The organism is Cyanobium sp. ATX-6F1, assembly GCF_047395825.1.
GTDB lineage: Bacteria > Cyanobacteriota > Cyanobacteriia > PCC-6307 > Cyanobiaceae > ATX-6F1.
The window spans coordinates 732,397-744,889 of record NZ_JBCEBF010000001.1 but is presented as its reverse complement, the minus strand read 5'-3'; the positions used below and the strand labels follow the sequence as shown (position 1 = coordinate 744,889).

Annotated in this window: 8 protein-coding genes and 5 pseudogenes; 10 read left to right on the top strand and 3 right to left on the bottom strand. The window is 70.3% G+C overall.

The genetic code is table 11. The features are described from left to right. Positions 1-2: 2 nt before the first annotated feature. The gene (locus AAF143_RS04630) at positions 3-1,004 is read left to right on the top strand and encodes an MlaD family protein (RefSeq protein ID WP_255008412.1); all 1,002 of its coding nucleotides are present in this window, start codon (positions 3-5) and stop codon (positions 1,002-1,004) included. A 5-nt stretch (positions 1,005-1,009) separates the two neighbouring features. Here AAF143_RS04630 and bchD read toward each other — a convergent pair. After that, a pseudogene (gene bchD, locus AAF143_RS04625) lies at positions 1,010-3,065 on the bottom strand (magnesium chelatase ATPase subunit D). A 19-nt stretch (positions 3,066-3,084) separates the two neighbouring features. On the opposite strand from bchD, the gene folK reads away from it, so the two are divergent. The 3 genes and pseudogenes from folK to AAF143_RS04610 all read left to right on the top strand — a co-directional run bounded on the left by folK (position 3,085) and on the right by AAF143_RS04610 (position 5,765). Then, positions 3,085-3,681, top strand: coding sequence for a 2-amino-4-hydroxy-6-hydroxymethyldihydropteridine diphosphokinase (gene folK / locus AAF143_RS04620; protein WP_414026561.1), 597 nt, complete (start codon positions 3,085-3,087; stop codon positions 3,679-3,681). Positions 3,682-3,747: 66 nt separating this feature from the next. Beyond that, positions 3,748-4,307, top strand: a pseudogene (locus AAF143_RS04615) (NUDIX domain-containing protein). Then, a pseudogene (locus tag AAF143_RS04610) lies at positions 4,307-5,765 on the top strand (FAD-binding domain-containing protein). Before AAF143_RS04615 ends, AAF143_RS04610 begins: the two co-directional pseudogenes overlap by 1 nt. Positions 5,766-5,791: 26 nt before the next feature. Here AAF143_RS04610 and AAF143_RS04605 read toward each other — a convergent pair. Continuing rightward, positions 5,792-6,925, bottom strand: coding sequence for a DegT/DnrJ/EryC1/StrS family aminotransferase (locus tag AAF143_RS04605; protein ID WP_414026560.1), 1,134 nt, complete (start codon positions 6,923-6,925; stop codon positions 5,792-5,794). A 279-nt stretch (positions 6,926-7,204) separates the two neighbouring features. Here AAF143_RS04605 and AAF143_RS04600 point away from each other — a divergent pair, with 279 nt between their 5' ends. The 6 genes and pseudogenes from AAF143_RS04600 to AAF143_RS04575 all read left to right on the top strand — a co-directional run bounded on the left by AAF143_RS04600 (position 7,205) and on the right by AAF143_RS04575 (position 11,550). Further along, the gene (locus AAF143_RS04600) at positions 7,205-7,759 is read left to right on the top strand and encodes a hypothetical protein (RefSeq protein WP_255008401.1); all 555 of its coding nucleotides are present in this window, start codon (positions 7,205-7,207) and stop codon (positions 7,757-7,759) included. A 61-nt stretch (positions 7,760-7,820) separates the two neighbouring features. Continuing rightward, the gene (fabI, locus tag AAF143_RS04595) at positions 7,821-8,603 is read left to right on the top strand and encodes an enoyl-ACP reductase FabI (protein ID WP_255008399.1); all 783 of its coding nucleotides are present in this window, start codon (positions 7,821-7,823) and stop codon (positions 8,601-8,603) included. A 29-nt stretch (positions 8,604-8,632) separates the two neighbouring features. Continuing rightward, the gene (hisB, locus tag AAF143_RS04590; protein ID WP_255008397.1) at positions 8,633-9,241 is read left to right on the top strand and encodes an imidazoleglycerol-phosphate dehydratase HisB; all 609 of its coding nucleotides are present in this window, start codon (positions 8,633-8,635) and stop codon (positions 9,239-9,241) included. Between the two features lie 72 nt (positions 9,242-9,313). Then, a pseudogene (locus tag AAF143_RS04585) lies at positions 9,314-10,764 on the top strand (carotenoid oxygenase family protein). Then, positions 10,764-10,994: pseudogene (locus AAF143_RS04580) on the top strand (YciI family protein); the annotation flags it as partial. The pseudogenes AAF143_RS04585 and AAF143_RS04580, both read left to right, overlap by 1 nt. 79 nt (positions 10,995-11,073) lie before the next feature. Further along, on the top strand, positions 11,074-11,550 hold the full coding sequence (locus tag AAF143_RS04575; RefSeq protein ID WP_255008390.1) for a DUF1499 domain-containing protein: 477 nt from the start codon (positions 11,074-11,076) through the stop codon (positions 11,548-11,550). A gap of 16 nt (positions 11,551-11,566) precedes the next feature. Here the strand turns inward: AAF143_RS04575 and AAF143_RS04570 are convergent, their stop codons facing one another. Further along, positions 11,567-12,247, bottom strand: coding sequence for a hypothetical protein (locus tag AAF143_RS04570; RefSeq protein ID WP_414026559.1), 681 nt, complete (start codon positions 12,245-12,247; stop codon positions 11,567-11,569). Between the last annotated feature and the right edge of the window lie 246 nt (positions 12,248-12,493).

The window sequence follows — 12,493 nt, the reverse complement described above, 5'->3', positions numbered from 1 at the left end:
CCATGCGCCGCAGTCTGCGCGAGGCGATCGTGGGGTTCTCGTTGCTGGCGGCGATCGCCGGTTCGGCCGGGCTCTGGGCCTGGCTCAAGGGCATGTCCCTCAACCAGAACATCTGGACAGTCAAGGTTCGCTTCGCCGATGCCGCCGGCCTGGCTGACCGCTCGTCGGTCACCTACCGCGGCGTGCTGGTGGGAAGCGTTCGCAGGATCCAGGTGAGTTCCGGAGCCGTGGAGGCTTTGCTGGAGATCACCGACCCCGATCTGCGCCTGCGCCGGCCGGCGCTTGCTGAAGTCAAGAGCAGTTCGCTGCTGGGGGGCGACGCCGAGGTGGCCTTGATGTCCACGGCCCCGCCGGGACCTGAACCGACGCCGCGGCCCCGTTCCCCCGACTGCGACCCGAAGGCCATGGTCTGCTCCGGCGGAGAGGTGCCCGGGGTGGCGGCCGCCAGCCTCAGCAGCGTCACCGCCTTGATGCAGAACATCCTGGATCAGGCCAACGACCAGAAGCTGGTGACCCGGATCGCCGGCGTCACCTCCAGCATGGATGTCACCTCCAAGCAGGCCAACCGCTTCCTGTTGGATTCCCGGTTGCTGGTCAAGGATCTCAATGCCGCCGTGCTCAAGGCCGATCCGATTCTGGCGAACCTGAAGACGGCCACCTCCGAGGCGGCCCAGGCCTCGCGCCACATCCGCAACGTCACCGCCGCCTTCGATAACCCGAACACCGTGGCTCAGCTCAAGGGCACCGCCGCCAACGCCGAGAAGCTGACGGCGCGCTGGGAGGCCGTCGGCGGAGACGTCAACAAACTCACCGCCGATCCGCAGTTCATGGATGGGGTGCGCAGCGTCACCCTGGGCCTGGGTAAGTTCTTCGATGAGCTCTATCCGGAGCAGGCTGGTGGCGCCAAGTCCGCTGCCAAGTCCGGGGCCAACGGCGCTGCCAAGGCGGGCTTCAAGCCGGCGGCGAAGGAAAAAAGCGGACCAACGGCGGTCCCCATGCGCTGAGGGCCTCAGAGGCTGGCGACGGCTTCCATGGCGATCGCGGCGATCGCCTGGTCGCTGGCCTTGGGCAGCTGCACGTAGCGACCGCCGGCGGCTTCCGCCAGTTCCCTGCCCATGCCGCTGCCGATGAATTTGCGCTCGGTGTCGATCACCAGCAGCTTCAGGCCCAGGGCCCGGTAGCGGCTCGCCACCTGCTTGACCTCCTCCCTGAGGTCCACCGGCTCCTCCCCTCCAGCTGGGGCTGGCCCAGGGAGCGGCCCAGGGGCACATTGCCGCGCCCATCGGTGATCGCCACCACCACCACCTGGCTGAGGTCGCCGGTGGCCAGGGCATTGGCCCCCACCCGCGCCGCCTGGCTGAGGCCGTGGGCCAGGGGGGAACCGCCGCCGCAGGGCATGGATTCGAGCCGCCGCTTCGCGGCCGTGATCGAGCGCGTGGGGGCAGCAGCACCTCCGCCTGCTCGCCCCGGAAGGGGATCAGGGCGACTTCGTCGCGGTTCTCGTAGGCCTCGGTGAGCAGCCGGATCACGGCCCCCTTGGCGCTCTGCATGCGGTTGAGGGCCATCGAGCCGCTGGCATCCACCAGGAAAATCACCAGGGCGCCCGCCTTGCGCTGCAGCAGCTTGGCGCGCAGGTCGCCGTCTTCGACGATCACGGTGCGGTGGGGCTCCTTCTCCCGGCGTTTCTTCTGGTGCGGGGCCGCCGCCCGCAGGGTGGCGTCCACGGCGATGCGGCGCACGGGTCCCCGGGGCAGCATCGGCTTGACGTAGCGGCCGCGGGAGTCGCTGAGCACCACCGAGCGTTTGCCGCTGCCGCCGCTCCTGGCCCTCCCTGCGCTGAACACCAGCAGGTCGGGATCGATGGCGATGGCCTCGGGATCGAGCAGGAACTCCTCGGGAATCGAGGGGGGCGCCTGGTCCTCGGGGCTGTCGTCTTCTGATTCGTCTTCGGGCTCATCTTCCGGCCCGTCGTCGCTGCTTGGGTCATCCGGCGGCTCCGGTTGCTCGGGGGGCTGCTCCCCCTGGGGTAGCGGCGGAGGTGGCGGCTCCATGGGCTGCTCAGGATCCGGGGAGGCAGCTGCCGGGCCCTCGGGGCGATCACCAGCCGCACGGCGACCTGCAGGTCGTCGGCCTCCACCCGGTCGCGGCCGGAGAGGGCCGCATGGGCTTTGGCCACGCGCACCGCATAGAGCTCCGCCCGGTGACCCTCGACGCCCCCGCGAATCGCCTCGTTCACCAGGTAGGCGATCTGTTCGCGGGCGATCGTCACATCCGGCAGCCACTGGCGGGCCAGCAGCAGCTGGGTGGCGAGGGCATCGGTTTCCTCCTGCCAGCGGGCCCGGAAATCGCCACTGGCTTCGCCGTGGGAGAGCACCGCCTCGGTGATCTCCACCCGCTGGGCGGTGCTGACCACCTGGTTGGCTGAGAGCACGATCGCGAAGCGGTCGAGCACGTGGTCGCGCACCGGCCCCTCCTCGGGGTTGTAGGTGGCGATCAGCAGGCTGCGGCAGGGGTGGCTGAGGCTGAGCCCCTCGCGCTCGATCCGGTTGTCGCCCGAGCCCACCGCCGCCAGCAGCAGGTTGATCAGGCCGTCGTCAAGCAGGTTGAGTTCATCGACGTAGAGCACCCCGCGGTGGGCCTCCGCCAGCAGCCCGGGCTGGAACACGGCGCTGCCGCTGGCCAACGATGCGGTCACATCCACCGAGCCCACCAGCCGGTCTTCGCTCACCCCCAGGGGCACCTGGATGAACGGGGCCGGGATCACCCGGGTGGCGAGCAGGGCGGTGGGGTCGGTGCCGCTGGCATCGCCCCCCAGGTCGGTGATGCGCGCTCGGGTGGCCGCGTCCCATTCATCGGGGCGCTGGGGGTCACCGTTGAGGCTGCCCTCCACCACATCGATCGGGGGCAGCAGCGCATGGAGACCGCGGGCCAGCACTGACTTGCCCGTGCCGCGGCCGCCGGCGATCACCACCCCCCAGGGCAGGATCCACCGCCGCCAGCAGCAGGGCCAGCTTCAAGGTGCCGTGGCCGGTGATCGCCGCCAGGGGGAAGCCACTTGCGAGCATGGGGGACCGGCCCGTGGACGTGAGCGCCAGTCTCGCTGATCAGACCCTGGCCATCGGAGTGGGGGCCAATCTGGGCGACCCGCTGGCCACGCTGCTGGCGCTGCGGCCCCTGCTGGAGCAACGGCTCGTGGCGCTCCTGGGGGCCGGACGTTGCCGCTGGTCGCCCCTGTTTCGCACGGCGCCCGTGGGCGGTCCCCCCGGCCAGCCCGCTTACCTCAATGCCGCCCTGGTGGGGGCCTTGCCGGAGGGAGCTGGGGCCGCCGCTTGGGGCGCCCCGGGGCACCCCGATCCCCAGGCCTTGCTGGCGGAGCTGCTGGCGCTGGAGCGTCGTTTCGGGCGGGTGCGACGGGAGCGCTGGGGCCCCCGCCACCTGGACCTCGATCTGCTTTGGTGCGGCCCGCAGCGCCTGAGGCTCGCGGAGCTGGAGCTGCCCCATCCCCGCTTGCTGGAGCGGGCTTTCGTGCTGGCGCCACTGGCGGCCATCGATCCGCAGCTCCAGCTGCCGGGGGCCGCCGGCACGGTGGCCAAGCGGTTGGCGGCTCTCCCCACCCCAGCGGGGGTGCCACCGCCTGAACGCCTGCCGGCTCGGGCGGGATGGCCGGAAGGCAGCCCCTGACCCCCGCGTGCGTTCACGGCCCCTCACCGGCGGCGGCCACACTGGGGGGCCTCAGCGGCTGCGGCCATGGCGCCCCTCCCCTCCCCCGAGCCTTACGAGTTGCTGGCCACCGAGGCGGTGCTGGAGGCCCGCAAGCTTCGCTTCGAGCTCAACCGGGTGAAGCTGCCGATGGGCCTCGAGGGCAGCTTCGGCGTGATTCGTCACCCCGGGGCCTCCCTGGCGGTGCCGGTGCTCGATGACGGGCGGGTGGTGATCCTGCGCCAGTACCGCTTTGCCGTCGCCACCCGGCTGCTCGAGTTCCCTGCCGGCACCCTTGATCCGGGCGAGACACCCCTGAGCACCATGGAGCGGGAGCTGCAGGAGGAGGCGGGTTACAGCGCCGAGCGCTGGGATGAGCTCGGGGTGATGCTGCCCTGCCCCGGTTACTCCGATGAGGTGATCCACCTGTTCCTGGCCCGGGAGCTCTCAGAACTCACCGAGGCCCCCCCGGCGACGACGACGAGGACCTGGAGGTGCTGCTGCTGGAGCCGTCCGAGCTGGATGCGGCCCTCGCCAGCGGCGATGAGGCCCTCGATGGCAAGAGCGTGACCGCCTGGTTCCGCGCCAAACAGCTGCTGGGTCTCTGATGGCCCAAGAGCGGTGGCTGGTGTGGCAGCGGCGCGACCTGCGCCTGGCCGACCACAGGGCCCTGGCGGCGGCGGTCGCCGCCACCCCGGCGGTCACCGGGGTGTTTGTGCTCGATCCAGCGGAGCTGGAGGCCGCTGATCAGGCCCCGGCGCGGGTGTGGTTTTTGCTTGAGAGCCTGCGGGAGCTGGGGCGGCGCTGGCGGGAGGCCGGCAGCGAGCTGCTGCTGCTGCGTGGTGATCCGCTGATCGAGCTGCCAAGGCTGGCGCAGGCGATCGGCGCCGAGGTGGTGGCCTGGAACCGGGATGTGGAGCCCGCCGCCCGGGAGCGGGACCGGCGGGTGGCGGCCGCGCTCCAGGCCCAGGGCACCAAGGTGCTCGCCCTCTGGGACCAGCTGCTGGTGCCGCCGGAGCAGCTCCAGACCGGCAGCGGCGGCCCCTACCGGGTCTACGGGCCCTACTGGCGCAGCTGGCGCCGCCAGGTGGGAGGTCTGGGCCAGGAGCTGGAGCCCATGCCGGCACCGACGGATCTGCTGGGTTTCGATCCGGCGGCCCTGCCGGAGCCTGCCACCGCCCTCTGGCGGAGTTTGCCCCTGCTGGGGGAGCTGCCCACGGCTGAGGCGCTGGGGTTTCCGTTTGCGGGGGCCACCCTCTGTCCCTGCCGCCCGGGGAGGCGGCCGCCGCCGAGCAGCTGGCCCGCTTCGCCCAGGGCCCTCTGCTCGACTACGACAACGGCCGCAACCTGCCCGCCCTCGCCGGCACATCCGTGCTCAGTGCCGCCCTGCGCTTCGGCACCCTCAGCCCCCGCCAGGCCTGGGCCGCGGCCCAGGGAATGCTGCCCGCCGCCGGCAGCGATGAGCAGCGCCAGGCGATCACCGTCTGGGAGCAGGAGCTGGCCTGGCGTGAGTTCTACCAGCAGGCCCTGTTCCACAGCCCCGAGCTGGCCGATGGCCCCTACCGGCCCCTCTGGAAGCGATTCCCCTGGGAGAACGATCCGGTGCGTGTTCAGGCCTGGAGCGACGGGCTCACGGGTGTGCCGATCGTGGATGCGGCGATGCGCCAGCTCAGCGAATCGGGCTGGATGCACAACCGCTGCCGCATGATCGTGGCCTCCTTCCTGGTCAAGGATCTGATCTGCGATTGGCGCCTTGGTGAGCGCGTTTTTATGCAGCACCTCGTGGATGGCGATCTGGCCGCCAACAACGGTGGTTGGCAGTGGAGCGCCAGCAGCGGCATGGATCCGAGGCCCCTGCGCATCTTCAATCCCTCCACCCAGGCGGGCCGCTACGACCCCGAAGCCGACTACATCCGCACCTGGCTGCCGGAACTGGCCCACGTGGCCACGGCCGATCTGATCAGTGCCGCGATCGCCCCCTGGAGCGGCGCGGCTATCCGGAGCCGATCGTGGAGCACAGGCGGCAGCAGGCGCACTTCAAGGCCCTCTACGCCGCCCTGCGCTGAGCGGGACGGGACGCCAAGACCCTGAGTCAGGCGGCCATGGGTTGCTTGGCCAGGGCCTGGAGCACCTCCACCACCCGCTGCTGCTGGGCGGGCTTGAGCTCAGGAAAGATCGGCAGGCTGAGCACCCCGGCGGTGAGCCGCTCGGTGATGGGCAGGCTGCCCGGGCCGTAGCCCAGCTCGGCGTAGGCCGGCTGTCGATGGATGGGGATCGGGTAATAGATGATCGTGCTGACGCCGGCCGCTTGAAGCTCCTGTTTGAGCCAGTCGCGGCAGCAGCTTTCCGGCAGGCCGAAATCGGCGCTGTCGAGCGAGGGGCTGCATTGACCGCCGCAGCTGTTCCGGCCGCCGGGACAGCTGGGCACCCGCACCACGAATTGGTTCCAGCTGTGGCCGGCTGGTCCCGCTTCCGGGAGGTGCAGGTTGGGGAGGTCGCACAGCTGCTGGCGGTAGGTCTCGGCCACGGCGCGCCGGCGGTTCACCCAGGTTTCCAGATAGGGCAGCTTGACGTTGAGGACGGCCGCCTGCAGGGCGTCGAGGCGGCTGTTGTAACCCAGGGTGGTGTGCAGGTAGCGGCGGGGCATGCCGTGCACCGCCAGCTCCCGCACCCGCTGGGCGAGGGCGTCGTCGCGGCAGGTGACGGCACCGCCATCGCCGGCGGCGCCGAGGTTCTTGGTGGGGAAGAAGCTGAAGCAGCCCGCATCGCCCCAGCTGCCCACGGGGCGCTCGGCCCAGCTGGCACCGGTGGCCTGGGCGCAGTCTTCGATCACCTTGAGGCCATGGGCCTCGGCGATCGCCATCACCCGGCCCATGTCGACGGGCCTGCCGAACAGGTGCACCGGCATCAGCGCCCGGGTGGCGGGGGTGATCGCTGCTTCCACCTGGTCCAGGTCGATCAGGTAGGAGCTCTCCTCCACATCGACGAACACCGGGGTGGCGCCCACGGCGCTGATCGCTTCGGCGGTGGCGAAGAAGCTGAAGGAGCAGGTGATCACCTCATCGCCGGGGCCGATGCCCAGCCCCCGCAGGGCCAGCACCAGGGCATCGGTGCCGCTGTTGCAACCGATGGCGTGGGGGCTGCCGGTGGCCTGGGCGAAGGCCGATTCGAACGCACTCGTGGTGGCCCCGCCGATGTACTGACCGCTGCGCAACACCTGCAGCACAGCGTCATCAAGGGCGTCACCGAGTTGCTCGAGCTGCTCGGTGAGGTCGAAGGGGGCACCTGCATGCAGGGCACCTTAAGCCCAGTCAGGCGCTTGGCCGGGGTGCCATTTGATGTTGCAGCCGATCTCCACCTCGACCTGCTTGATGAAGGCTCAGGGGGTGCCCAGGGTCAGCATGGTGGAGGCGGTCAGGGCCATGGCGGGCGGCCGAGCTGGTTCCTACCGCGACGGGCCCAGGCTACGGAATGCGGGAAGATCGGCGGACGCTGCCTGCTGCCCTTGCGCCCCCCGACTCGACGAGCCAAGGCCGCCTTCGCGCCCCTGCTGGCGGCGCTGCTGGGGCTGTCCCTCGCCGCCTGTGTGCCGGCCCACCGGCGCGCCAGCTGGAGCTTTTTCCCCCTGCAGCGCAACCAGCCCCACGACGGCCTGGCGGTGGTGAGCCAGCCCGATGGCTACGGCCTGCACATCTGGCTGGAGACCGACACCAGCGCGTCTGGCGTGTGTCGGCCCCGCTGGGTGGTGGATGCGGCGCGGCTGTTCAACGGCAACGGCACGGCCCCCTTCAGCTCGGGCCTCGCCACCAGAGCCGAGTGGTTCGAGGCGGTGGCCCGCCAGGACGTGCGCGACGCCCTACGGCGTGAGCTGGAGGCCCTCTGCCGGGAGCGCGCCCCGCGCAGCAGCTGGAGCTGGATCGAGCCGCCCCGCACCCTGGAAGCGGTGAAGACGGAGCGGTTCCCGCTGCTGGAGGAGAAGCAGCTGCTGGCGGACCCGGAGAAGGTGCGCCAACAGGAGGACGCCATGGGCGGCGCGGCGCCGGAGGGGCCTCCGCCCTGAGCCCTGGTGTTCGGGCGATTCCGTCCTTGGGGGAGAATCGGCAGATTCCTGACCCCCGGCGATGCTCCTTGATCTGCGCGGCAAGAAGGCCCTCGTCACCGGCATCGCCAACAACCGCTCGATCGCCTGGGGCATCGCCCAGCAACTGGCCGCCGCCGGCGCCGAGCTGGGGGTCACCTACCTGCCCGATGAGAAGGGTCGCTTCGAGGGCAAGGTGCGCGAGCTCACGGCGCCCCTGAATCCCAGCCTGTTCGAGCCCCTGAACGTGCAGGACCCGGCCCAGATCGAGTCGGTGTTCGAGCGTGTCAAGGATCAGTGGGGCTCGATTGATGTGCTGGTGCATTGCCTGGCCTTCGCCGGCAAGGAGGAGCTGATCGGCGACTACTCCGCCATCAGCCCGGAGGGCTTCGCCCGGGCCCTGGAGGTGAGCGCCTATTCCCTCGCGCCCCTGTGCCGCTTTGCCAAGCCCCTGTTCAGCCAGGGGGCGAGCGTGATCACGCTCACCTACCTGGGGGCTGAGCGGGCGATCCCCAACTACAACGTGATGGGTGTGGCCAAGGCGGCCCTGGAGGCCTCGGTGCGCTACCTGGCGGCCGAACTCGGCCCCGAGCAGCAGGTGCGTGTGAACGCCATCAGCGCCGGCCCGATCCGCACCCTGGCCAGCTCCGCCATCGGCGGCATCCTCGACATGATCCACAACGTGGAAGAAAAGGCCCCCCTGCGCCGCACTGTCACCCAGGAAGAAGTGGGCGCCACCGCCGCTTTTCTGGCCAGCCCCCTGGCCTCCGGCATCACCGGCCAGGTGATTTATGTGGACGCCGGCTACTGCATCACCGGCATGTGAGCGGCACACTGGCCTGGAAGGAGGTCTCCATGCGCACTGGCACGATCCACCGCACCACCGGCGAAACCGATGTGCGGGTCAGCCTGGATCTCGATGGCAGCGGCCAGTGCCAGGTGGGCACCGGCGTGCCGTTTCTCGATCACATGCTCCAGCAGCTCTCCAGCCATGGCCTGCTGGATCTGGAGATCAGCGCCAACGGTGACACCCACATCGACGACCACCACACCAATGAGGACGTGGGCATCGCCGTGGGCCAGGCCCTGGCCCAGGCTTTGGGGGATCGCCGCGGCATCCAGCGCTTCGGCCACTTCACGGCGCCCCTGGATGAGGCCCTGGTGCAGGTGGTGCTGGATTGCTCCGGCCGGCCGCACCTGAGCTATGGCCTCACGATTCCAGCCCCGCGCATCGGCAGCTACGACACCGAACTGGTGCGGGAGTTCTTCGCGGCCGTGGTCAACAACTCCGGCCTCACCCTGCACATCCGCCAGCTGGCGGGGGTGAACTCGCACCACATCGTCGAGGCGGCCTTCAAGGCCTTTGCCCGGGCCCTGCGCCAGGCCACCGAGCTCGATCCCCGCCGCTCCGGGGCGGTGCCCAGCAGCAAGGGTGTGCTGGAGCAGGCGGGCGGCTGGGGCTGAGCCGCCCGCTCGAGCCAATCCGCCGCGCTTCACACTCCGTTACGGGATGATGGAGGCCCGCCTGCCGCCGCCATGACCGTTGCCCCCAGCCCCCAGGCGACCTTTGATCGCGCCGACTGGTCCAGCGCCTTCCGCAATGTGGGCCAGGAACTCGATGGCGCCGTGGAGCCCATCAGCGGCACGATTCCGGCGGAGCTGGCGGGCACGCTCTACCGCAACGGTCCCGGGCGCCTGGAGCGGGACGGGGTCTGGATGCACCACCCCTTCGATGGCGACGGCATGATCACCGCCCTGCGCTTCGAGGGCGGCAAGGCCCATCTGCGCAACCGTTTCGTGCGCACCGAAGGCTTTGAGGCCGAGGAGAAGGCCGGCAAGCTGCTGTATCGCGGGGTGTTCGGGACCCAGAAGCCAGGGGGCCTGCTGGCTAACGCCTTCGACCTGCGCCTGAAGAACATCGCCAACACCCACGTGGTGCGCCTTGGCGATCAGCTGCTGGCCCTGTGGGAGGCCAGCTCTCCCCACGCCCTTGACCCCGAAACACTCGAAACCCGCGGCCTCACGCTGCTCGATGGGGTTCTGGCGCCTGGGGAAGCCTTCAGCGCCCATCCCCGCTTCGATCCCGGTCACCACGGCGACGCCCGCATGGTCACCTTTGGGGTGAAGGCGGGCCCCACCAGCACCGTGCGGCTGATGGAGTTCGATGCCGCCGGCGCCCTGGTGGCCGACCAGCGCCGCCGCTTCAAGGGGTTCGCCTTCCTGCACGACTTCGCGATCACGCCCAACTGGGCGGTGTTCCTGCAGAACGCCGTGGCCTTCAACCCCCTGCCCTTCGTGTTCGGTCAGAAGGGAGCGGCCCAGTGCCTGAGCTCCAAGCCCGGCCAGAAGGGGCAGTTCTGGCTGGTTCCCCGCTCGGGAGAGGGGAGCCGCGGCTGATCGAGGCCCCCGAGGGCTTTGTGTTCCACCACCTCAACGCCTTCGAAGACGCTCAGGCGGGGGAGCTGGTGGTGGATTCGATCTTCTACGCCGATTTCCCCTCGATTGGCCCCGACGTGGACTTCCGCCAGGTGGATTTCCAGAGCCTGCCGGAGGGTCAGCTCAAGCGCTGCCGGATCGATCTGTCCACAGGCGCGGTGCACACGGAGCTGCTGGAGCCGCGCTGCTGCGAGTTCGCGATGGTGAACCCCCATCGCCAGGGCCTCGAGGCCCGCTACGCCTGGATGGCCGTGACCGAGCGGGAGCGCGGCAACGACCCGCTGCAGGCGATCGAGAAGCTGGATCTGGGCACGGGCGAGCGCTGGCTGTGGAGCGCTGCCCCCCGGGGCTTCGTGACCGAGCCGGTGATGGTGCCCCGCCCCGGTGCCAGCGCCGAAGATGATGGCTGGGTGCTGGTGCTGATCTGGAACGGGGCGCGCGGCGCCAGCGACCTGGTGATCCTCAACGCCCACGACCTCAGCGAGCAGGCGGTGATTCCGCTGCCCCTGGCGATTCCCTACGGCCTGCACGGCAGCTGGGCCGCGGCCTGATGGCCTGGTTCATCAAGACCGAGACCTTTCGGCGCCCAAGGGACGAGGTCGAACCCCACCGGCTGGAGCACCTGGCCTGGGTGAAACGGCTGCAGACCGAAGGCCTCTCCATCAGCAGCGGCTATCTTGTGGACGGCGAAGGGCGCCCCGGTGGCGGCGGGCTGCTGTTGCTGGAGGCTCCCGATCACGCCCGTGCCCTCGAGTTGGTGCGGCAGGATCCTTTGATTGCCAGTGGCTGCGTGGATTGGCAGCTGCAGGGCTGGATCGCCGCCGTTGGTGATCTGGCCACCTCCCCCTCAATCAGCTGTGATGCTCGCTTTTCTGTTCGCCCCCTTTGGTCTGCTGGCGGCCCCGGTGCTGGGCAGCTGGTTGCCGGCGCTGCTGCTGGTGTTCCACTTCGCCGGCCCGGTGCCCGACACCCTGGGCCCCGTGGCCGGCCAGCTGCCCGCCTGCACGGCCCCGGCCCACTGCGTGCGCGAGGACTGGCCCGTGGCCGACCCTGCGCTGGCCCTGGGGCGTCTGGCTTCTCAACTGGCGTCCACCCCGGGCACCCGCGTGGAACGCTTCGACGAGCAGGAGCCTCAGCCCTACCTGCACGCCACCGCCACCAGCAGCTTTTTTGGCTTCGTCGATGATCTCGAACTGCTCGCCGACCCTGAGCGGGGCGTGCTGCAGGTGCGATCCGAATCCCGTCTTGGGGATTCGGATCTGGGGGTGAACCAAGCCCGGGTTGATGGGCTCAGGCAAGGCCTCGCCCCGGCCGAGCCCCAGGCCAGCCAGGGGTAGGCCAAGGCCCCACGGCTCAGGCGTTGCCGAAGGCCACCTGGCAGGCCGAGTTGAGCAGCTCCGCCTCTTGGGCGTTCTGGGGCTCCTGGCCGTTGATCAGACCGGAGTTGCAGTCGGCGCTGAGCTCGTAGGTGCTCCCATCGGCGCTGACGGCGAAGGTCACCCCGGCCGTACCGGAGGGCTGCACCGAGCCGAACAGCAACTGGTAGTTGGTGTTCGGCACCACGATGGTGGTCTGGTTGCTGCTGATGGCGTCGTTGACGGCGTCGTTGATGATCGCCGCCGTCGCCAGGGTTCCCACGCCCCAGGCCGCGGCCCGGGCGCCCCACCAGCCCCAGGTGGGGGTGTTCCAGCCGCCGTACCAGCCGTGGTTCCAGGGCCGGGCCACGCCCCAGCCGGCCCGGGCCCAGCCCGGCCGCACGTTGACGTTGTTGAAGTTGACGTTGCGGTTCCAGTTGCGGTTGACGTTGGCCGAGCGGTTGATGGTCCGGTTGACGTCTCTGTTTATGTTCCGGTTGACGTCTCGATTGACGTTTCGGTTGAGGTCTCGGTTGAGGTTGCGGTTTCCGTCGCGGTTCAGGTTGCGATTGCCGGCCAGATCACGGCCGCCGCTGGGACGGTTCCCCGGGGTGCGATTGCCGAGGTTCGCGCCGCCCGCTGGGCGGTTGATCGACGGGTTGGCCCCGGGGGAGGACACCCGGTTGCTCCAGCCGCCGCTGGGCTTGCCAGAGCCTCTGTTGAGGCCGCCGCCGGCGTTGGCGAAGCCAGTGTTGGCCCGGTTCCCACCACCCCCACGGGCGCCACCGCCACCGCCACGATTCCCACCGCCGCCGCCACCGCCCATGCGGGCGCCACCGCCGCCGCCCCCACGGGAGCCGCCACCGCCACCCCTCTGCCGCCGCCGCGGGCGATCAGTTGCTGGGCGCCCAGGTCAGGGGCGCGA